Origin of the sequence: Paenibacillus xanthanilyticus, assembly GCF_042682185.1 — a bacterium.
GTDB classification, from domain to species: domain Bacteria; phylum Bacillota; class Bacilli; order Paenibacillales; family Paenibacillaceae; genus Paenibacillus_Z; species Paenibacillus_Z xanthanilyticus.
Map to the genome: position 1 here is coordinate 3,763,877 of NZ_JBHUHA010000001.1, position 18,610 is coordinate 3,782,486.

Annotated in this window: 19 protein-coding genes and 1 riboswitch; of the genes, 8 read left to right on the forward strand and 11 right to left on the reverse strand. The window is 60.1% G+C overall.

The genetic code is table 11. The features are described from left to right. Nucleotides 1-40 precede the first annotated feature (40 nt). Nucleotides 41-625 (reverse strand): RNA polymerase sigma factor, encoded by a 585-nt coding sequence (locus ACFSKT_RS16180; RefSeq protein ID WP_377717923.1) that lies wholly within the window; start codon nucleotides 623-625, stop codon nucleotides 41-43. 99 nt (nucleotides 626-724) lie between these two features. Next, nucleotides 725-1,576 carry an alpha/beta hydrolase gene (locus ACFSKT_RS16185; RefSeq protein WP_377717924.1) on the reverse strand — a complete coding sequence of 284 codons (852 nt, stop codon included), beginning with the start codon at nucleotides 1,574-1,576 and terminating at the stop codon, nucleotides 725-727. 290 nt (nucleotides 1,577-1,866) lie between these two features. Here ACFSKT_RS16185 and ACFSKT_RS16190 point away from each other — a divergent pair, with 290 nt between their 5' ends. After that, a complete protein-coding gene (locus tag ACFSKT_RS16190) occupies nucleotides 1,867-3,408 on the forward strand; it encodes an MDR family MFS transporter (RefSeq protein ID WP_377717925.1) in 1,542 nt (513 codons plus the stop codon). A gap of 210 nt (nucleotides 3,409-3,618) precedes the next feature. On the opposite strand, the gene ACFSKT_RS16195 is transcribed toward ACFSKT_RS16190, so the two are convergent. Next, nucleotides 3,619-4,803 (reverse strand): KamA family radical SAM protein, encoded by a 1,185-nt coding sequence (locus tag ACFSKT_RS16195; RefSeq protein ID WP_377717926.1) that lies wholly within the window; start codon nucleotides 4,801-4,803, stop codon nucleotides 3,619-3,621. A 249-nt stretch (nucleotides 4,804-5,052) separates the two neighbouring features. Beyond that, nucleotides 5,053-5,273: riboswitch (cyclic di-AMP (ydaO/yuaA leader) on the reverse strand. 229 nt (nucleotides 5,274-5,502) lie between these two features. After that, nucleotides 5,503-6,120, reverse strand: coding sequence for a phosphatase PAP2 family protein (locus tag ACFSKT_RS16200; protein ID WP_377717927.1), 618 nt, complete (start codon nucleotides 6,118-6,120; stop codon nucleotides 5,503-5,505). A gap of 197 nt (nucleotides 6,121-6,317) precedes the next feature. Between ACFSKT_RS16200 and ACFSKT_RS16205 the strand changes: the two genes are divergently transcribed. Next, nucleotides 6,318-7,253, forward strand: coding sequence for a GH25 family lysozyme (locus tag ACFSKT_RS16205; protein WP_377717928.1), 936 nt, complete (start codon nucleotides 6,318-6,320; stop codon nucleotides 7,251-7,253). An 86-nt stretch (nucleotides 7,254-7,339) separates the two neighbouring features. On the opposite strand, the gene ACFSKT_RS16210 is transcribed toward ACFSKT_RS16205, so the two are convergent. The 3 genes from ACFSKT_RS16210 to ACFSKT_RS16220 form a co-directional block, all read right to left on the reverse strand. Continuing rightward, nucleotides 7,340-7,606: a hypothetical protein gene (locus ACFSKT_RS16210; RefSeq protein ID WP_377776326.1), complete on the reverse strand. Its 267-nt coding sequence runs from the start codon at nucleotides 7,604-7,606 to the stop codon at nucleotides 7,340-7,342. Nucleotides 7,607-7,789: 183 nt separating this feature from the next. Beyond that, the gene (locus ACFSKT_RS16215) at nucleotides 7,790-10,057 is read right to left on the reverse strand and encodes a GDYXXLXY domain-containing protein (protein WP_377717930.1); all 2,268 of its coding nucleotides are present in this window, start codon (nucleotides 10,055-10,057) and stop codon (nucleotides 7,790-7,792) included. Between the two features lie 346 nt (nucleotides 10,058-10,403). After that, the gene (locus ACFSKT_RS16220) at nucleotides 10,404-10,664 is read right to left on the reverse strand and encodes a YqkE family protein (RefSeq protein ID WP_377717931.1); all 261 of its coding nucleotides are present in this window, start codon (nucleotides 10,662-10,664) and stop codon (nucleotides 10,404-10,406) included. Nucleotides 10,665-10,805: 141 nt separating this feature from the next. On the opposite strand from ACFSKT_RS16220, the gene ACFSKT_RS16225 reads away from it, so the two are divergent. Continuing rightward, the gene (locus ACFSKT_RS16225) at nucleotides 10,806-11,243 is read left to right on the forward strand and encodes an organic hydroperoxide resistance protein (protein ID WP_377717932.1); all 438 of its coding nucleotides are present in this window, start codon (nucleotides 10,806-10,808) and stop codon (nucleotides 11,241-11,243) included. Nucleotides 11,244-11,363: 120 nt separating this feature from the next. Here ACFSKT_RS16225 and ACFSKT_RS16230 read toward each other — a convergent pair whose 3' ends face one another. Both ACFSKT_RS16230 and ACFSKT_RS16235 read right to left on the reverse strand, forming a co-directional pair. Then, nucleotides 11,364-11,876, reverse strand: coding sequence for a DUF402 domain-containing protein (locus ACFSKT_RS16230; protein WP_377717933.1), 513 nt, complete (start codon nucleotides 11,874-11,876; stop codon nucleotides 11,364-11,366). A gap of 75 nt (nucleotides 11,877-11,951) precedes the next feature. Next, nucleotides 11,952-12,095, reverse strand: a complete 144-nt coding sequence (locus tag ACFSKT_RS16235; protein WP_187434416.1) for a hypothetical protein — start codon at nucleotides 12,093-12,095, stop codon at nucleotides 11,952-11,954. 210 nt (nucleotides 12,096-12,305) lie between these two features. Between ACFSKT_RS16235 and ACFSKT_RS16240 the strand changes: the two genes are divergently transcribed. From ACFSKT_RS16240 to ACFSKT_RS16250, 3 genes are all read left to right on the forward strand, one after another. Continuing rightward, complete coding sequence (locus ACFSKT_RS16240) at nucleotides 12,306-12,890, forward strand: Crp/Fnr family transcriptional regulator (protein WP_377717934.1); 585 nt, start codon at nucleotides 12,306-12,308, stop codon at nucleotides 12,888-12,890. 408 nt (nucleotides 12,891-13,298) lie between these two features. Then, a complete protein-coding gene (locus tag ACFSKT_RS16245; RefSeq protein WP_377717935.1) occupies nucleotides 13,299-13,559 on the forward strand; it encodes a hypothetical protein in 261 nt (86 codons plus the stop codon). A 348-nt stretch (nucleotides 13,560-13,907) separates the two neighbouring features. Next, complete coding sequence (locus ACFSKT_RS16250; RefSeq protein ID WP_377717936.1) at nucleotides 13,908-14,075, forward strand: hypothetical protein; 168 nt, start codon at nucleotides 13,908-13,910, stop codon at nucleotides 14,073-14,075. A 229-nt stretch (nucleotides 14,076-14,304) separates the two neighbouring features. Here ACFSKT_RS16250 and cysK read toward each other — a convergent pair whose 3' ends face one another. Continuing rightward, a complete protein-coding gene (cysK, locus tag ACFSKT_RS16255; RefSeq protein WP_377717985.1) occupies nucleotides 14,305-15,243 on the reverse strand; it encodes a cysteine synthase A in 939 nt (312 codons plus the stop codon). A gap of 147 nt (nucleotides 15,244-15,390) precedes the next feature. Between cysK and ACFSKT_RS16260 the strand changes: the two genes are divergently transcribed. Together ACFSKT_RS16260 and ACFSKT_RS16265 are read left to right on the forward strand one after the other, a co-directional pair. Continuing rightward, nucleotides 15,391-16,011, forward strand: a complete 621-nt coding sequence (locus tag ACFSKT_RS16260) for an NAD(P)-dependent oxidoreductase (protein ID WP_377717937.1) — start codon at nucleotides 15,391-15,393, stop codon at nucleotides 16,009-16,011. A gap of 263 nt (nucleotides 16,012-16,274) precedes the next feature. Then, nucleotides 16,275-17,603: an FAD-dependent oxidoreductase gene (locus ACFSKT_RS16265; protein ID WP_377717938.1), complete on the forward strand. Its 1,329-nt coding sequence runs from the start codon at nucleotides 16,275-16,277 to the stop codon at nucleotides 17,601-17,603. An 89-nt stretch (nucleotides 17,604-17,692) separates the two neighbouring features. Here the strand turns inward: ACFSKT_RS16265 and ACFSKT_RS16270 are convergent, their stop codons facing one another. Beyond that, nucleotides 17,693-18,523: a mechanosensitive ion channel family protein gene (locus tag ACFSKT_RS16270; RefSeq protein WP_377717939.1), complete on the reverse strand. Its 831-nt coding sequence runs from the start codon at nucleotides 18,521-18,523 to the stop codon at nucleotides 17,693-17,695. Nucleotides 18,524-18,610: the final 87 nt, after the last annotated feature.

Below are 18,610 nucleotides of genomic sequence, written 5' to 3' on the forward strand. Positions count from 1 at the left end.
TCCGGCCTGCCCCGTTCTCGCGATATGCGGGCCATCCGGCTTAACCCAGCCGCATCAGCGCCTCCGTCCAGCGTTCCACGGCTAGCGCGCGTTCGCCCATTTGGCGCGCAGGCCCCAGGCGCTCCGGCCTGAAGCCGGTCTCATACGACGCGGCCGTTCGCTTGCGGAGCGTGGATTTGGAGCGGTGCAGCACCATTTTGACCGCGGGCACCGTGCATCCGAGCCGCTGCGCGATATCCTGGTAGGAATACCCGAGCACCTCAGCCAGCATGAGCATCTCGACCTCGCGCTCCGACAGCGTCTCGGCCATCCATTCCATCATTCCCCGCATGGTCGCGTAATTCGGGTCGTGGCTCGGATGCTGCATGGCTTCATCCACCGGGACGTGCACGCCGCGCCTTCTGCGATGGGCGTCGATCGTCAGGTTGCGGGCGATTTTGTACAACAAGGAGCGCGGATGCCGGAACTCGCCGTCTTTGCGGTAATGTTGGTACGCGCGCAGCATGACGTCTTGAAACAAATCCTCGGCTTCCCATGCATTGGCCGTCAAATAGCGGCAGTACGTCCGAAGATGCGCAAAATGCGGCGTCACGGCATCCTCAAATTCGATCATCCACGGCGGCATCGCGCTTCCCCTCCCGGTTGCAAGTTCGTCTGCTACCAGTGTACCAGCGCAATGTGAACAACCGATGTCCGCGGGGGCCGCCGAGGATGGCCTTGTGATTTAAGCTTCAACGGCGATGAGCCGCGCGTTCAGCCATAGCAGCATGGCAGCGAATACCTCGCTTCGGCCTCGTTCGTTGTGCAGCTCGTGCTTGAACCCCGGCCAGGCCATGAATTCGCACATATCGCCCGCGCGTTCGGCGAACTGCTTGCTGGCCTCCATCGAGGTCACCTTGTCGTCCCCGCCGTGCATGAGCAGCGTCGGCACGCTCAGCTCGGCAGCATGCGCAAGCGCCCACTGCCCCGCCTGCTGCACGCCGAAGAAGAAAGCCGCCGTAATATTCCCGTGCCCAAGCGGATCCTCGATATACCGTCTGGCCATCTCCGGGTCGGTCGTCAAGTTCTGCACGGCCAGCGGGCGCGCATTCGAGAAGCCCGGGTACACCTTCTCCACGATCCGGCCTACGACGACCGCCAGCTTCGGCGGCTGAAAGGCCAGCTTCAGCCACGGCCCCGTGATAATGGCCCCCGACAGGTTCGGCTGCCGGCGCAGCAAGTAATTGATCGCCACGTTGCCGCCCATGCTGTGCCCGAACAAGAAGCGCGGCACGTCCGGATAACGCTCGGCCGCCTGCTTCAGCAGCCAGTCCACACCCTCCAGCAGCGCCTCGTACGCCGGCGTATGGCCGCGCTTGCCTTCCGTTCGTCCGTGCCCCCGCTGATCGAACGCGAGCACGACCCAGCCGTCGGCCGTCAGCATATCGGCCACGTGGCTGTAACGCCCCGCATGCTCGCCCATGCCGTGCACGAGGCCTACGACGCCTTTGACGGTCGCGCCCGTCTCCGGGGTCCATGCGCAGCCGTACATGCGCGTGCCGTCCGCCGCCTTCCAATCAAGCTCCTTGTGAATCATGCATCCGCCCTCCTTTTTTCCAATCTCGCAGATGACCTTCTCTCATTAGTATACCCACCCCCATTCGCTTCCGGTCAAGCGGGGACGCCGCCATCGCGAAATAAAATGAAGTCCGCTCGTTGGAACCCTGACAAACTGCTGTCAGGTATAGACGGCTATACTAAAACTAGCCGAAAAACAACTGTTTTAAATTACGCGGCTCCAAGGTATCATATGTGAAGGTCAATTATGGAAACTTCCACGACCGACACACGTGGACCAATCCAAGCGAGAAAGGAATCCACCCTTACATGAGCACGAAAATAAGCACCAAACCTAAATCCTCCGGCGTCGTTATCGCCGGCCTCCTCCTTGCCATCTTAATGGCATCGATGGACAACACGATCGTCGCGACCTCGATGGGCACGATCATCGGCGAGATGGGCGGCTTGGACAAATTCGTCTGGGTCACCTCCGCCTACATGGTCGCCGAAATGGCTGGCATGCCGATCTTCGGCAAACTGTCCGACATGTACGGGCGCAAACGCTTCTTCGTCTTCGGCATCATCGTCTTCATGATCGGCTCGATCCTGTGCGGCACCGCGGATTCGATCGTCGAGCTGTCGCTCTACCGGGTCATCCAAGGCATCGGCGGGGGCGCGCTCATCCCGATCACCTTCACGATCATGTTCGATGCCGTCCCGCCGCAGGACCGCGGCAAGCTCGGCGGTCTGTTCGGCGCCGTCTTCGGCATGTCGAGCATATTCGGCCCGCTGCTCGGCGCGTACATCACCGACTACATCGGCTGGGAATGGATTTTCTACATCAACTTGCCGCTCGGCCTGATTTCCTTTGCGATGATCGCGTTCTTCTATAAGGAATCGCACGAGCACAGCAAACAACCGATCGACTGGTTCGGCGCCATCACGCTCATCGGCGCGATCGTCTGTCTCATCTTCGCGCTGGAACTCGGCGGCAAAGAGTATGCATGGAGCTCCGGCGAGATACTCGGCCTGTTCGCGGGCTTCGCGGCGTTCGGCATCGCGTTCCTGTTCATCGAATCGCGCGCGGCAGAGCCGATCATCTCGTTCAGCATGTTCAAGAACCGCCTGTACGCGTCAAGCAACCTGATCGCGATGCTGAGCGGCGCGGCGTTCATCACGGCGTCGGTGTATATCCCGATCTTCATTCAGGGCGTGCTGGGCGGCAGCGCGACGAATTCCGGCCTCGTGCTCTTGCCGATGATGCTTGGCTCCGTCGTCACCGCCACGGGCGGCGGCTTCCTGCTCACCAAGCTGCCTTACCGCTCGATCATGCTCCCGACGCTGCTTATACTCGTCGTCGGTCTTGCCCTGCTGACGACGCTGTCGCCGGATTCGTCCCGGTTGACGGTGACGGCGTACATGGTATTGGTCGGTCTTGGCATTGGCGCTTCGTTCTCCGTCCTGAGCAACGCCGCCATTCACTCCTTCTCCGCCAAGCAGCGGGGAGCGGCGAGCTCGACGCTCAACTTCCTGCGCTCGCTTGGCATGACGCTCGGCATCACGATCTTCGGCATTCTGCAGAGCCACGCGCTGACGCGCAAGCTGACCGACTCGTTCGCCGGCACCGGTCAGACCGTGCCGGAAGGGCTCGACTTCAGCGATCCGCATGCGCTGCTCAACCCGGCGGTTCGTCAGAACATCCCGGGCGACGTGCTCGACAAAGTCACGGAGGGGCTCTCGTCCTCGATTACGTTCACGTTCGCGATCGGCGTCATTCCCGCCGCGCTCGCCCTCGTCTGCGCGTGGATCATGAGCAAGGAACGCATGGACCCGGCGGCCGAAGAAGCCGAATACGCGGCATCTCATTAACGCCGCCCGCACAAGATAACAAGACGATCGCCGTCCTCTGGCGGCGGTAGGAAGTTTCATACCAGAGATAAGCAAGGCCCGGAACCGCAAGTCGGTTCCGGGCCTTTTGTCGCGCGCAGCTGCGTTTGAATGACGAACAACCGACAGGCCGCATGGGCTCGTCGGTTGTTCCTTGCCTGGATCCGGCGCTGCGCGAGCCTGCTCGGCCGCTTAGTCTCCGATCGGCATCATGTTGATCGAGACGATCTCTTCGCTGCGCTCGCCTTGCTTCCAGTCGATGCGCACGTCCGGGGCGGGCTCCAGCCAGAGATCTCCGCCCGTCTCCAGAGCGGCGCTGGCTTCGGATTCCGCCGCCGCGCTAGCTTCCGACTCCGTCCCATGCAGCTCGTCGAACCAGGTCAACTCCGGTCCGCAATCCCGCATGAGGAAACGCCCCTGCCTCGCGTCGCCCGACCGATACAACTTCAAATAGGCCCGGCCATCCTCGACGGCCAGCACTTCGACGACGCCGGAAGCATGATTCATTGACAAGCGTACCCGTTTGCCGAGGCCGGTCGTAAGGACCTTCGCCTCCTCGACCAATTCATAGGCGCGGACAAGCGGGAGCGCATGTGCCTCGTGCGCGCCGTTCGGGTTCGCCATGGCCAAATAATACGGCGCTATGCCTGCCCAAACGAGCTTGTCGAGCAGCTCACTCAACACCGCGGCGTCGTCGTTGATCCCGCGCAGGAGCAGCGTCCGGTTGACGACGATGGCGCCCGCTTGCTGCAGCGCTTCCAAGCTCAACTTCGCTTCGGCGGTCAATTCCCGGGGATGCGTAATATGCGCCATCACATAGATTCGTCGCTCGGGCGTCGAATGCGTCCGCAGCAGCTCCAGCAGCGCCTCGTTCTCGTAAATGCGCCGCGGCTGGCGAACGGGAAGCTCCGTCGCCAACCGGATGATTTGCACGTGGCTAATCGCGCGAAGCCGGCCAAGCAGGATCGACAGCTGCTGCATCGAGAGACCAAAGCCGTCGAATCCGTTAAGCAGCACGTGGTTAATCTCCGGATGACTGGCAATGTATGCGAGCCCCGGTTCGAGATTGGCCGTATCGGCCAACCATTCCGGCGCGATGTTCAGCAGCGCGCTCGACCCGAATGCATGTTGGCAGCCCGGCACGGTGTCCTGCAGCCCGTCGTGCGGCGGAATCGCCCCGGTGCGCCCGTTCAGCCGATTCAGCGGCTCATGCAGCTGGCGAAGCGGATCATGCGGGTCGTTCCAATCGATCAGCGTCGCGTAATAATCCGATTCCTCGGGAAGGCGGGGGAAGACGTCGTCTGTCCGCTGATGGCCGCCGGCTAGGGCGGCAGATGCCTGGATGACGGCCGGATTCATAGGGTCCTGGCTTGGCATTGGCAGAAACCTCCTTCTCGTATAATGATCGGTAGGATGATCTAAAAGTGTTGCAAGGGAAACGGTTGACGTCTAATGCAGCGGCGTCGCGTGTTTCATTCCAGAGAAAAAAAGACCAGCGCATTCGCCCGAAAGCCTTACGCGCGCACGGCGCGACAAGCCATCGGACTGAAACCGGGTCTTCAGGAAATAACAAAAAGACCCGTTCGTTCGGGTCTCCTGAATGTGAGCGAAGTTGGTGCTGATCACGGGACCCATCTTCTGCTGACGAGGTTAGCTGACGGACTCGGGATAGATGGTTCCCTACGTTACCGGCGTAACGATTCGCCCCTGCCCGCAGATCATTAAACCTGCAAGCGTTCCGGCCGCAGCGTTCCTCTTGCACGTGGCAAGCGGAGCGTCAACGGGGCCGAAATTGGTTCCCCCGCTTCCCGATCCTTGGCGTCACGGGAATTAAGCGTACGCTAAGTGTACCCCCATCTGTCAGAATTGTCAAACGAATATTCGGACATCCGCCTCCCCCGCCAAGCGTTATTCCGGCCCCATCGCCTCCTCCGCAGCTAATGGCGCATAAAAAATGACCGCCCTGTTTGAGAGCGGTCATAATCCAAGCGTATACCCCCATAAGGTAAAGTAGGCACACTCGCTTTCATCGCTGGAAGCCGGGTGTGCTACGGCTTTGTGCGGGTCAGACATTCGCTACCGGCGCACATGCCCCAGGCGGCGGAACAATTTGACACAGACAGCCAGCCAGCAGGCGCTGACCCAATACCCGCCGAGCACGTCGGACGGATAATGCACGCCCAGGTAGACGCGGGAGATGCCGATGCAGAGAATCATGAACACGCTGAACGCGATCAGTACGCCGCGCCAGCGCTTCGACGGCATATGGCGCCACAGCAAATACGTCAGCAGGCCGTAGAACGTGAACGACGCCATCGAATGTCCGCTCGGAAAACTGTAGCCCGTCTCCTCGATAATCCGGTGAATATCCGGCCGGGCGCGCTCGTAAAGCCGCTTCAGCCCTTCGTTCAGCAGCGTCGAACCGAGCATGCCGCCGATGAGCAAAATTAATTCTTTCCGGTGCTTCAGCACGACGAAGAGCACGGCCGCCGTCGCCAGCACGAGCGGTATGACGACCTTGCCCGAGCCGATCGTCGTCACGGTCTTGGCGAACGCCGTAAATCCCGGGGACTCCAAGCCTTGAATGAAGTCGATGACAGCCAAGTCGAACCGCATTAATTTCTCGCGCGACACGAGCATCGCTAGCCCTTGAAACCCCGCTGCCGCCAAAATCAAATACACCCACCACAGCATAATAATAAGAACCCCCAAGCTAAATTAGGTATCCGGTTCCGGTTCCGGGTCCGGCCGGAACGTTTACAAATATTTATTATAGGATAAGCGCCCGCAAGTATGAAATCCTCCCGCAACATTCCTTCCCGCCCGGCAGCCTGGCCGTGTCGGAAGCGCGACGAGCCGCATAGACTGATCTTAATAAGGAGGATGGCGATATGCAGGCGAGAAGCGATAGCAATGTCGATGGCATTGACGTTAGTAGGTATCAAGGCGACGTGAATTGGAACCGGGTCAAAGCGGCCGGCAAATTGTTCGCCTTCATCAAAGCTTCGGAGGGCAACAGCTCGACCGACCCTCGGTTCGAACGCAACGTCACGGGCGCCAAGGCGGCGGACGTGAAAATCGGGTTCTATCACTATGCGCATCCGGAGCGCAATACCCCAGCCGCCGAAGCGGCGCACTTCGTCGGTACGATCAGCGGATACGACGTCGATTTCCCCCACGTGCTCGACGTGGAAGGCGCGGCGTCCTCCATCGGCGCGGCGGCGCTCACCGACTGGGTCGACGCCTGGCTCGAGGACGTGCGCAGGCAGACCGGACATCCCGTCATGATCTACTCGGGCGCAAGCTTCGCGCGGTCTTATCTGGGCAAGGAGCTCGCCGAGTATCCGCTCTGGATCGCCCACTACGGCGTGAATAGGCCGATGGCCAACAGCACATGGAACCGCTGGGCCGTCTTCCAATATTCGCAGAGCGGGCAGACAGACGGCATTAGCGGCAATGTCGACCTGAATGTGATGGAACGCGCTTTCTTCGATCAATATACCGGCGATCACACCGAGGTGGACGACGTCGACACGACGCAGCCGGATAATATCAAAATCGTCATTAACGACAAGCTGGCCGGCTATGGATGCAGCATCGACGGCCATGTCTACACCCCGCTCCGCCAAGTCGGCGCGGCGACGGGCAATCCGGTCACGTGGGACAACGCGCAGAAACAGCCGCAATTCGGCGGCACGACCGTCACCAACTTCACCGTCATCGATTCGACGACGTACGTCCCCGTCCGCACCGCCGCGAATTTGCTGGGCGGCAACGCGTATTGGGATGGCGAGACGAAGAAAGTATACATTTACTATCGCGGTTAGGGGCCGTCCCGCCACGCATAAAAGCCGCGCCCGCCTGGCAGCAATGCTGCTCGGCGGGCGCGGCTCTATGTTGCGTAACGGGAAATTTACGCTTGCGCTTCGATCTTGGACAGGAACTCGGCCTCAAGCTTGTCGAGGTGCTTATCCATGCACTTGCAGTAGTAGTCCTTACGGCACATCGGGCACGGGATGTTCAGCAGGCGGTTGGCCGCTTGCAAGTTCCACTCCGGATTTTTGCTAAGAAACAAGCGATACTTCGACTTGTCCTGAAGGGTCACAACGTACTGGTACAGTTGCGTTTTGTCATTGATATCCGACACTTGCATGTCCGTAATTTTAGGGTTGAATGCCATTGTTCAGACCGCCTATTTTCAAGATTTGTATGTAAAATAGCATAGCGTGTTACACCTCTTGTTGTCAATTTATTGTACCCCGCCGAGCCAGCGAATATACCTGTCTCCGCCTCGCCGCGGCAAGGCTCACGCCAAAAAGCGGCGCCCCTTTGGACGCCGCCGGAATCTATTCATTCCCGCACCTTAACGAGGGAGCAGGCCGACGATCATGCCGTTGCCCGAACGGCTGACGACGACTTCCGCGAACTTGGCCGTTCGCTCCACCTCGCCTCCCGTCCCCTCCGGGATGAAGAAGTGCTCGATGCCGTATTCGATCCGAAATCCTTCCCATCGTCCGTTCATCACAACCTCGCCGGCGCCGAGCTTCTCTCCGCTTTGGTAAACGCGGATGAATCGATGCACGCCCGAAGCGTCCGGCGCGAGCACGACCTTGATCTTGGCGCCGTAATCGAGCTGCTCCAATGCGCTTGCTTCCCGATCGGGAGGCGTCGAAATCCCATAATTAAGCTCGACGTAATCTCCCTGCAGCAGCGAGCGCGGATCCAGTGGGGCCAGCTCCAGCTTGACGGTCGTTCCGCCCGCCAGCGCCGTCTCGTTAACCGCGATCGCACCGCCCAGCAGCAGGACCTGAAGCAGCAGAATCGACGCGAACGCTTTGGAGCCTAGACTTGGCACGGAAGGCGCCGCAGCAGCTTCCTGGCCGCCGAACCGGCGGTCGTAGAGCGCCGTCAAGGCGATGGCGAGCGCGCCGGCTAAGGCGAGACTGAACGATTTGTGCAGCAGCTTCCACGCGGTATCGTAATATTTGACGGCGAGGAAGACAGCCCATGCGGCAGCCCCCCACCGGTAATAAAAGCGGTTGACTCCGTGCGCTTGCGTCAACAACAGCGCCGTCAGCGCGCCGAAATAGAGTAAGCTGGCGCCGATGAAACGCGCCATGTGGCCGGCTTCATCCCACGTGAGCAGAAGGCCGAGCACGAGCAGCCCCAAGTAAGCGGAGTAGCGCAGCGACCGCTTCCGGTCGACGTCCCGTACGAGCGAGCCCGCCGCCCAGGCCAGCGCGTTGATCGCAAACAGGGCAGCAAGGAGGTTCCACCCGCCCCGCAGCGAATCCGACAGCGCCGCATCCATCAGCCAGAAGGCGTATACGTTCGCCAGCGCATAGAAGAGCAGCGGCTTCGCGATGCCCTTGGTTAGCGCCCACGCCACAAGCGACAGCGCGACATAGAGCAGCGCGTACATCGGCTTGCCGGCCCACGCGGCCGTCACGAGGCCGAGCAGCACGGCGGTCATCAACACGGTGAAGCGGATCGGCGCCGGCACGCCCTTCATGGCGAAGGCCGCCGCGAGCAGCAGCAGGACGCTGATGACCGCCAGCGCTTCGGGCGTGGCGTCCTCCGCTGCCAGCACGGTCAGTCCGACGATGCAGGCCGCGCCGATCACGACGCCGACGCCGCTGACGACGGCCCATAGCACGCGCTGAATATCGAGCGCGGCCACCGTTCTGCGGCGAGCGCGCTTCCGCCCCGCTTCCGTCGAAGGCGGCCTATCCGCGGCTTGCGCTCGTTCGATTTCCCGCGCCTGGCCCTCCTCCTCATCCTCATTCGCATCCAGCCGGTTCAAGAAGCGGATGAAGGCGGCGCTCGCGGCGAGCAGTCCGACGACGAAGGCGACGCCAAGCGCGAAGAACAGGACGTTAGGGTAATGGACGACCAACTCGATATATTTCAGAATGAGAAAACACGCCGTATGCAGGCCGGCCATCGCCAGCAGCTGCTTGCCATCCCGTCGGTGGCGCAGCGCGTACCGGGTGACGGCGGCAACCCATACGGCGAATCCCGCGTTCATCAGCAGCCCCGCCGTATCGAAGCTTAAGGAATTCGATAAATAGACAAGCTGGAAGCCCGTCATCAGAAAAGCCAGCGTGCGCAGCAGCTTTTCCTCCCCGCGATATTTCGCCAGCAGCAAGAACAGCACGAGATTCGCCGCGGCCACGATGGCGCCGACGATGAAGTTCAGCGTCTCGTCCGGGCTCCGCCAGCCGGCCGCGTCAACATAAGCGTAAAATGCCAGATGCAGCAGCGCGTAGGCGAACAGCTTGAATGGCCAATACCCGACCAACCAAGCGAAGAGCAGCGCGGGCACGCTCCATAGCAGAAACAGCCCGTAGCTGTCCGCGTGCGAATTGTAGATCCGGCCCAACAGGGCGACGCTGACGCCGAACGCCGCGCAGCCCGTCACCGCCGCGATCCGGCCGAGCCAAGCGGTGCGGGGGCGGCGCCAAAGCGCGAAGGACGCGCCGTACAGCGCGGCGGTCAGCAGCACGCTAAGCGCGATCCGCGCGGCGCGGCCGAACGCCTCCCACCCCGAAGCAAAAAAGTAAATCGCCGCGGCGGCGATCATGGCCGCCCCCAGCGCGTATCCCGTTCGGATGACATAGGTCTTCTGCATAGAAGTACCCTCCTAGTTGAAGTCATGGCTTCGGTCAAAGCTCGGCAGCGTATTCGGTCTATAGAACCGTGCTTGGCTGCCGATGCTCTCAGTATACCGGCCGAACGAAAGCCGAATAAGTACCATCTTCGTCTGGTACCTGGTCCTTAAACCCGCCTAATAGCAAGTTGTGTATGGTATACCCCTATTCAAGGTCATCCACGCTCATGCGCCGGGATACGGATGGACCAACGCAAGACAAGACGCGCTATGCCTTCTTTCGCGCACACGAATAAGACCGGCGGATGATCCCGCCGGTCTTCATGGGCTCGCCGCTAAAGCTGCTCCGTTCGCGCGGTACGCCGCGCTACTTGTGCTTGCGCCAGTCGAGCTTGCTGTTGTTCAGCAAATGTTCGAAATCGTTATCCAGCCGCTTCTGCTCGGCTTTGCGCGCTTCTTCGGCTTTGACGCGCGCTTCCTCCCGCTGCTGCGCCTCTGCTGCCTTCAGCTGGTCGGATTGCGCCTTCAGCTTCTGTACCAGCTCGGGACGAAGCAGGTCCGCCAGTGTCGCCGGTTTGTCCTGCGCGGAGGGTGCGGCCGGTGTGGCGGGTTTTCGTTTCTTCGCCATATGATGATCACCTCGGGTTCGTTAGCTCTCCTGCCATTATAACACGAACTTCTACGCGCGGCCCGGCGGAACGACGCCGCGATTCACGCCGCTGGTCATGCCGGTAAAGAAGCTCGTACGCGTCATGACGAAAGGAGAAGGATGTTATTGAAAACGGTCTATACCGCCCATGTCACTTCCCACGGGGGCCGCGAAGGCTTCGTACGCTCCGATGACGGCCAATTGAACCTGAAGCTCGGGATGCCGCAGGAAGGCGCGCAGAACGGGACGAACCCGGAGCAGCTGTTCGCGGCCGGCTACAGCGCCTGCTTCCACAGCGCGCTGAAAATGATCGCCCGCGGCAAAGGTGTCGAAGCGGCGGATTCCCAAGTCACCGCCCATGTCGCGCTGAACAAGGACGAGCGCCATACATACAAGCTGTCGGTCGTGCTGGAAATCGCGGTCCCTGGCACGAGCGAGCAGCAGGCTCGCGAACTGGCGGAAGCGGCGCATCAGATGTGCCCGTACTCCAACGCGACCCGCGGCAATATCGACGTCGAGCTTCGCATCGCGCAAGCATCGGAGCAGCCGCAGCGCTGATCCGTGCGATCTCGCTACCAAACTGCATAGACAAGCCTGCGGGCGCTCCGCGTACAATGCGACAGCGCCCGCAGGCTTGTTCTCGTTCCCTCTGGCTGGCATCACGCTGGACGAGATAAGCTACCGCTTGCGAGGAACCTTCGCCGCCAGCCGCTCGAGGGTCCCGTCGAACGGAAACCCGCCTTCTTCGATGCGCCGTTGCAAGGCGGCAAGCTCCTCATTTACCCGCGCGGTCAACGCTTCCGGATAACCGAAAGCGACCGAGTTGCGGGCGAATTCGTCTTCGTCGACGACCCGCCACTGCCCGTCCGCGCCCAACAGATCCAAATCGAGATCGACGAACGACACCTCGCGCTCGCCGATGCAGGCCGGTTCGTTCAAGTTGCAATAATAATGCACGATTCGTCCATCCGCCACGTCGGCGCTCACCGTGAACCAGCAGTCCGCCGCGAAATACTCCACCGTCCATCGGTCGATCGTAAACACGGCGTTCTTCGTAAAATGGCGCAACCGCCGCCCCGGCGCGCTCAGTACGAACACGTGCGCGTCGCCGCGCTCGAGCAGCGTCGTCTCCCACTCGTAATGCGGACGCGCACCGTACTTGAATGCGCGCACCGTCATGCTGCTTGGCATCGGTCTTCTCCCCCACTCTCCCCCGCCTTCCGCGGGAGTCCCTCCACCCGATCGTATGCCCGCGGCCCGCATGCGTCAAGCGTCCTGCCCGCTTGGACGCCGGCTCGCCTTCAGTTTATCGAATTCGGGCTGCAGCCTCCTAATGAGCAGACGGGTCTGGCGCTGCCGGACCAGGCGGTTCACTTTGCCGGTCAATTTGGAAGAAATAAAAATAATCATCGCCCCATCCCCTCCACCGTTATATCGTTACGACGGAACAGACGCGCGCGAAGTTTGTCGAGTTCGAAATTAGAAGATGCTCAGGATGAAAACGGAGACGCCCGTTACTTTACCTATCAAATGATTAGAACGGCGAAACATTCGCGCCCCGAATCGTTCACGCGGTTTATAATGGGAGCAGCACGCAACGAACGACGGGAGGATTGCCGCATGAAGGACATTTTGTTCCGCTATATGAACCGGTATACGACCTTGAGCGCGGAGGAGCAGCAGGCGATCGCCAGCGATATTCGGGTGGAGGAATTCGGGAAAGGCACCGTTCTCCTGCGCCAAGGGGAGCCGACAACGGCCTGTTATTTCGTGCTGAAGGGCTGCGTCCGGCAGCATGCGGTCGACGAGGCGGGCCGAAACATCACCTCCAATTTCTACACGGAGGAGCACACCATCGCGTTATTCAACGAGCATCGGCCGGACCAGACGTCCGAGCACACGCTGACCTGCCTGGAAGACTGCGTGCTCGTCGTCGGCGAGCTTGCGATCGAGCAGGACTTGTACGGCAAGCATGCCCAGCTGGAGATGTTGACGCGCCGAATGATGGAGGCGAACTTCGGGCAGATGCAGGAAGAGTTCGCCGCCTTCATCGCCTCCACGCCGGAAGAGCGCTATCGCGCCATGCTGCGGCGAAGGCCCGGCCTTGCGGAACGCGTCCCCCAGCATCAGCTGGCCAGCTACCTCGGCATGACGCCGGAATCGCTCAGCCGGATCAAGCGACGGGTGCGGGAGGACGAACGTTGATGGGGAGCCAGGCGATCGAAGCGCCGATCATGACCGGGTCGGGCGCCGGCCGGCTAGACCGCCACGCAGCAGCAGCCATATGGCAAAACCCAGCTCCCCCGCCACCATCGGCACGGTGAGCGCCGTCTCCATTCTAGCCCCTCCCGTATTGGTTGTTGATTGCAGTGTACAACGCGCATGCGGAAGCGGCATTGACTTAAATCAAGCGCAGGAATAGAGGTGCGTTTCGCCTATGCGCTCAAGAAAGCGCTTACGTTTTCGCTCCCGAGGTTTTAATAAAACTTAAGGTGTTTCGCTCCCGTTCGCAGTCAAAATCCGACAAATTGCGCAAGCGGCTCCTGATAACATAGGGACAAGTTGCGTCGCCCTATCTGCATCGAACCCACCCCAAAAGGAGCTGAACTTTGCATGCGCTTTGTCATGAACCAGACATTCGAGAACGAAACCATTCAATTCGATGGCTTTCACTACATCGGATGTTCCTTCAAGGACTGCACCGTACTTATAACATCGATGGATTTCGGATTTGACCGCTGCTCCTTCTCCGGCACGACCTTCCACGTGGCCGAAGGGCTGCCGTTGTTCCTCGATACGCAGACTTACGAAGCGTATGAAGCAGAGGTCGAACCGTTCGAGCCGTCAGGCGGCAAAATCCCGATCGAAATTTAACCGGCAGCACGCAACCGAGCCGTGCGCCGTCAATGACAATAGCGTCCCGGGGACTGATCCCCGCGGCGCTATTTTAATGCCCATAGTCAATCGAGCCCCCTTCTAAAGGAAGCCTCTTCCTTTTTTGTCGAACGAAACCGAAAAACGTGCTCCAACCTCCCTCTTCCTAGTATTCCTTCCCTATTGCATTCTCCCTGTAAGTAGATGTCCGCCTTATTGCCTATTGGATTATTTTCCAGCCCAATTTGGTTCTTGCCGTTCATTTGCGGAGCGTTGCAATCGTTTACCATGAGGATAAAGCGGCAACATCGGTACACGATCTTGCGAACAAAGGAGACCGCACCCTCTATGAAAAAGCTCCACGCTGCCGCGGCAGCCATCTCGCTAGCGGCCCTCATTGCCATGGCCGTCTCCGCCGGCACGGCGATTGCCGAACCGGTAGCGGACACGCAGCAATCGCCCTCGCTCGCGGTTAACGCGCCGGCAGCGATCGGCGAAACCTTGGTTTCCCCTTGAATCGACGTCATGTAGCGGAGCGCCGAGGGGGCTTCGTTCAGATCGAATAAGAATCCGTAAAGAGTACGAATCGTAAATACGTCCTGCCGGCGGGACGTTCTCGCCATGCCAGAGCGGCGCACCGCCGTGCCTCGCTCTGGCCGCCATGCGACCACTGCTGATCACTCTCCGCGCGCTAGACGCAAAAAAGGCGCTCCCGCAAGCAGAAGCGCCTCTCTCCCTATTGGACTTAGTCCTCCAAAAACAAATTCGTGGACAAGTATCGTTCGCCCGTATCCGGCAGCATAACGACGATCGTCTTGCCCGCATTCTCGGGCCGCTTCGCAAGCTCGGACGCGGCGAAGACGGCAGCGCCGGAGGAAATCCCGACCAGCAATCCTTCGCGCCGACTCAGCTGGCGCGCGGTCTCGAGCGCCTGCTCGTTGCCGACTTGCACGATCTCGTCGACGACGTCGCGGTTGAAGTTCCCCGGCACGAAGCCGGCGCCGATGCCCTGAATCTGGTGCGCGCCGCGCGCGCCGCCGGAGAGGACCGGCGAGTCGGACGGCTCGACTGCGATGACTTTCAGTTCCGGCTTCAGCTCCTTCAGGCGGCTGCCTGCGCCGCTGATCGTCCCGCCCGTGCCGACGCCCGCGACGAATAGATCGACGGTCCCTTCCGTATCGCGCCAAATCTCCTCCGCCGTCGTCCGCCGGTGAATCGCCGGATTCGCCGGGTTCTCGAATTGCTGCGGGATGAACGCGTTCGGCAGCTCCGCCGCGAGTTCTTCCGCCTTGCGAATCGCGCCCGCCATGCCCTCCTGCGCCGGGGTCAGCACGAGCTCCACGCCGAGCGCGCGCAGCAGCTTGCGGCGCTCCACGCTGAACGACTCCGGCAGCGTAATAATGAGCTTATACCCCATCGCCGCAGCCGCGAAGGCCAGGCCGATGCCGGTATTGCCGCTCGTCGGTTCGATAATGACCGAGCCCGGCTTGAGCAGACCGCGGTCTTCGGCATCCTTGATCATGGCGTATCCGATGCGGTCCTTCACGCTGCCCGCCGGATTGAAATATTCCAGCTTCGCCACGAGCTTCGCCGCAAGTCCGTTCGCCTCGCTATAGTTACGCAGCTCCAGAAGCGGCGTGTTTCCGATTAAGTCCGTTAAATTTTGCGCTATTCTCACTACGATCGCCCCTATAGAATCCTGATGTGTTTCGGCTCCATAACTATATCATGTTTCATCTTCGCGCCTCAAATCCGCCCCGGCCTTGTCCGAACCCGCCCGTACTTGTGTATAATCAGGACATGCCGATAGACGAAAAGAGGAAAAATGGCCATGAACATCTGCTTATTGGGCGGTACCGGACGAGTCGGCCGCGAGTTGGCGGCGCGCGCGCTTGAAGCCGGACATACCATAACGGCGCTGGCGCGGGATCCGCAGCGTATGGCGCTGCAGGACGAGAAGCTTCGCATATGCACCGGAAGCGCATGCGACCCGGGCGCGCTCCGCGCCGCAATGGCGGGCGCGGACGTGGTGCTCAGCGCCTTGAACACGGACGGCGGCAGCGTGCTGAGCGAGAGCGCGCCGCTGATCGCGGCCGCCATGCAAGAAGCCGGCATCGGACGCATCATCGCGATCGGAACGGCCGGCATTCTGAACAGCCGCTCGGAACCCGGTCTGCTGCGTTATCAATCCACCGAATCGAAGCGCAAGCTCACAAGGGCGGCCGAGGAGCATCACGCGTTCTACCGGACGCTCGCGAATTCGGGACTTACGTGGACGATCGTCTGTCCGACGTATTTGCCAGACGGCGAATACACGGGCGTCTACCGGGCGGAGCGCGATTATTTGCCCGAGGGCGGCGTAAAGATCTCGGTGCCCGATACGGCAGAATTTGCGTTCCGCCAAATCGACAGCATGGAATACGCGAACGCGCGGGTCGGCCTCGCTTATTGAGCATCATGGGCAGGTGGCTCGAGAAGGAAGGGACGGTCGTCACCCTCCTTGCCATACCTTCTAAAGCCCGCCCCTTTGTGAACAATCCGCGAACGCTAAAAATGCCTATTGCAATTCCCGTGCCGCGGCCGTATGATTAAGCAAATAAGAGGTTGTGAAAATAATCACATAACATTTGACGAAGGTTGTGAAAATAATCACAGCCGTTAAATATAACGTACATTGTGAATTTAATCACAACCATACCCGAGGAGGAAATGACAATGAAAGTTATCGTGATTGGATGCACCCATGCCGGAACCGCCGCTATTACGCAAATGGTCCACCATCATCCCGAGGCTCAAATTACGGTGTATGAACGGAACGACACGATCTCCTTCCTCTCGTGCGGCATCGCCCTCCACGTCAGCGGCGTCGTGAAGGAAGCCGAGAAACTCTTCTACGCGACGCCCGCCCAGCTTGCGGAACTCGGGGTCGACACCCGCATGAAGCATGACGTGCTGAATGTGGATACGGCCGCGAAGACGGTTCGCGTCCGCAATCTCGCCACCGGCGAAGAGTTCACCGATGCGTACGACAAGCTCGTCATGACCACCGGCTCGTGGCCGATCATTCCGCAGCTGCCCGGCATCGGGATGGAGAACATCCAGCTGTGCAAAAACTACGCCCACTCGCAGACGATCATCGCCAAAGCCAAGGACGCGAAACGCGTCACGGTCGTCGGCGCCGGCTACATCGGCATCGAGCTCGTTGAGGCGTTCGAGCAGCTCGGCAAGGACGTGACGCTGATCGATAACATGGAGCGTACGATGTTTAAATACCTCGACCCTGAATTTACGGCCGTGGCCGAAACTGCCCTGGAGGAGCGCGGCATCCGGCTGGCGCTTGGCCGCACCGTTACCGGCTTCGAAGGTCAGGATGGCCGCGTACGCAAGGTGCTGACGACGAACGGCGAATTCGAAGCCGACCTGGTTATTCTGTGCATCGGCTTCCGCCCGAATACCGAGCTGCTCCAGGGACAGGTCGATATGCTGCCGAACGGCGCGATCATCGTGGACGAATATATGCGCACGAGCAATCCGGATGTGTTCGCGGCCGGCGACAGCTGCGCCATTCATTACAACCCGACCGGTACCCATGCCTATATCCCGCTGGCGACCAACGCCGTCCGGATGGGCACGCTCGTCGCTCGCAATCTCGTGACGCCGACGGTTCGTTACATGGGCACCCAAGGCACATCGGGCATCAAAATCTACGACTACAACATCGCGTCGACCGGCATGACGGAAGCCGCCGCGCTCGCCGCGGGCATGAAGGTCAAAACGGTTATGCTGAACGAGAACTACCGCCCCGAATTCATGCCGACGTTCGAGAAGGTGCTGCTGAAAGTCGTCTACCTGGAGCAAACGGGCCGGATTATCGGCGCGCAAGTGCTCTCGAAGGCTGATTTGACGCAAGCGATCAATACGCTGTCGGTGTGCATCCAGAACGGCATGACGATGGAGGAGCTCGGCTTCGTCGACTTCTTCTTCCAGCCTCACTATAACAAGCCTTGGAACCTGCTCAATCAAGCCGGTCTGCAAGCGATGTGAGCGAGTAGGTCCGGCTTGCTCCCGAGAGGACTGCCGCATCACCAAACAAGCCTCCTTCCCTGCACACGCAGCGGAAGGAGGCTTCTTAATTAGGCAAGGGCCACGCCGCGGCCCATCAGCTCCTCGGCGAGCGCCCTGCGCAGCTCGCGCCCGGCCCGCCAATAATGCACGTCTTTCACCAAGCACGTGATCGTGTATTTGGCTACCAGCTGATTGTCCGCCAGATCCGCCAATCCGTATAACTGCGGCGGCTCCACCGGCTGATCGTGACCGTCGCGCAGGAACAAATACGGCATCGATTCCGTCAGCCGCTCGGATACGGCTTGAACCGCTTCCTCGATCATCGCCGGGTCCGTATCGAACGGTACGGAGACGTTGACGATGGCGCGCATCCGCTCGCGGTTGAAGTTTTGGCTGATCTTAATTTCCGAGTTCTGGATCACGACAACGTGCTGCGCCCATGTACGGATTTTGGTCGCCCTCAAGCCGACGCTCGTGACGGTGCCGTTGATTTGTCCCCCGTTAATCGACACGTAATCGCCAACCGAGAACTGGTCCTCGAATATAATAAAAAATCCGGTAATCAGATCCTTCACCAATGTCTGGGCGCCAAAACCGACTGCCAGCCCCACGACCCCCGCGCTCGCGATAATCGGACCGATATTGACTCCGATGTTGCCGATGCACATCAATGCCGCCACGATATACAAAATATATCGGGTGAGCGACATGAGCAGCGATTCCAGCGTGGCGCGCTGTTTATCGTCCAGCCGGGTTAACGCGAACACGCGCCGGATCAACGAGCGCCGGATTTTTAGAATTACCCAAGTAATACCCAGTATGATGACGATAACGGCCAGTTTGCTCCCGATGACGTTCAGACGCTCCCACCACAAGGCGCCGTTCATCCATTCGGTCATTCTTCTCTCTCCTCCCGCCAAACACTTTATCCTTTTCATAACACATTACGGAATGAAAAGAAACGAGCTGCCGCCAGCTTTAGGGCT

Bases quoted from the DNA above. Each gene is read 5' to 3' on its own strand.
- ACFSKT_RS16265 (WP_377717938.1), top strand. From the start codon at position 16,275: ATGAAAGTTATCGTGATTGGATGCACCCATGCCGGAACCGCCGCTATT.
- ACFSKT_RS16190 (WP_377717925.1), top strand. From the start codon at position 1,867: ATGAGCACGAAAATAAGCACCAAACCTAAATCCTCCGGCGTCGTTATC.
- ACFSKT_RS16210 (WP_377776326.1), bottom strand. From the start codon at position 7,606: ATGGCATTCAACCCTAAAATTACGGACATGCAAGTGTCGGATATCAAT.
- ACFSKT_RS16245 (WP_377717935.1), top strand. From the start codon at position 13,299: ATGCGCTTTGTCATGAACCAGACATTCGAGAACGAAACCATTCAATTC.
- ACFSKT_RS16215 (WP_377717930.1), bottom strand. From the start codon at position 10,057: ATGCAGAAGACCTATGTCATCCGAACGGGATACGCGCTGGGGGCGGCC.
- ACFSKT_RS16200 (WP_377717927.1), bottom strand. From the start codon at position 6,120: ATGCTGTGGTGGGTGTATTTGATTTTGGCGGCAGCGGGGTTTCAAGGG.
- ACFSKT_RS16240 (WP_377717934.1), top strand. From the start codon at position 12,306: ATGAAGGACATTTTGTTCCGCTATATGAACCGGTATACGACCTTGAGC.
- ACFSKT_RS16270 (WP_377717939.1), bottom strand. From the start codon at position 18,523: ATGACCGAATGGATGAACGGCGCCTTGTGGTGGGAGCGTCTGAACGTC.
- ACFSKT_RS16195 (WP_377717926.1), bottom strand. From the start codon at position 4,803: ATGCCAAGCCAGGACCCTATGAATCCGGCCGTCATCCAGGCATCTGCC.
- ACFSKT_RS16205 (WP_377717928.1), top strand. From the start codon at position 6,318: ATGCAGGCGAGAAGCGATAGCAATGTCGATGGCATTGACGTTAGTAGG.
- ACFSKT_RS16180 (WP_377717923.1), bottom strand. From the start codon at position 625: ATGCCGCCGTGGATGATCGAATTTGAGGATGCCGTGACGCCGCATTTT.
- ACFSKT_RS16220 (WP_377717931.1), bottom strand. From the start codon at position 10,664: ATGGCGAAGAAACGAAAACCCGCCACACCGGCCGCACCCTCCGCGCAG.
- ACFSKT_RS16250 (WP_377717936.1), top strand. From the start codon at position 13,908: ATGAAAAAGCTCCACGCTGCCGCGGCAGCCATCTCGCTAGCGGCCCTC.
- ACFSKT_RS16225 (WP_377717932.1), top strand. From the start codon at position 10,806: ATGTTATTGAAAACGGTCTATACCGCCCATGTCACTTCCCACGGGGGC.
- ACFSKT_RS16230 (WP_377717933.1), bottom strand. From the start codon at position 11,876: ATGCCAAGCAGCATGACGGTGCGCGCATTCAAGTACGGTGCGCGTCCG.
- ACFSKT_RS16235 (WP_187434416.1), bottom strand. From the start codon at position 12,095: ATGATTATTTTTATTTCTTCCAAATTGACCGGCAAAGTGAACCGCCTG.
- ACFSKT_RS16260 (WP_377717937.1), top strand. From the start codon at position 15,391: ATGAACATCTGCTTATTGGGCGGTACCGGACGAGTCGGCCGCGAGTTG.
- ACFSKT_RS16185 (WP_377717924.1), bottom strand. From the start codon at position 1,576: ATGATTCACAAGGAGCTTGATTGGAAGGCGGCGGACGGCACGCGCATG.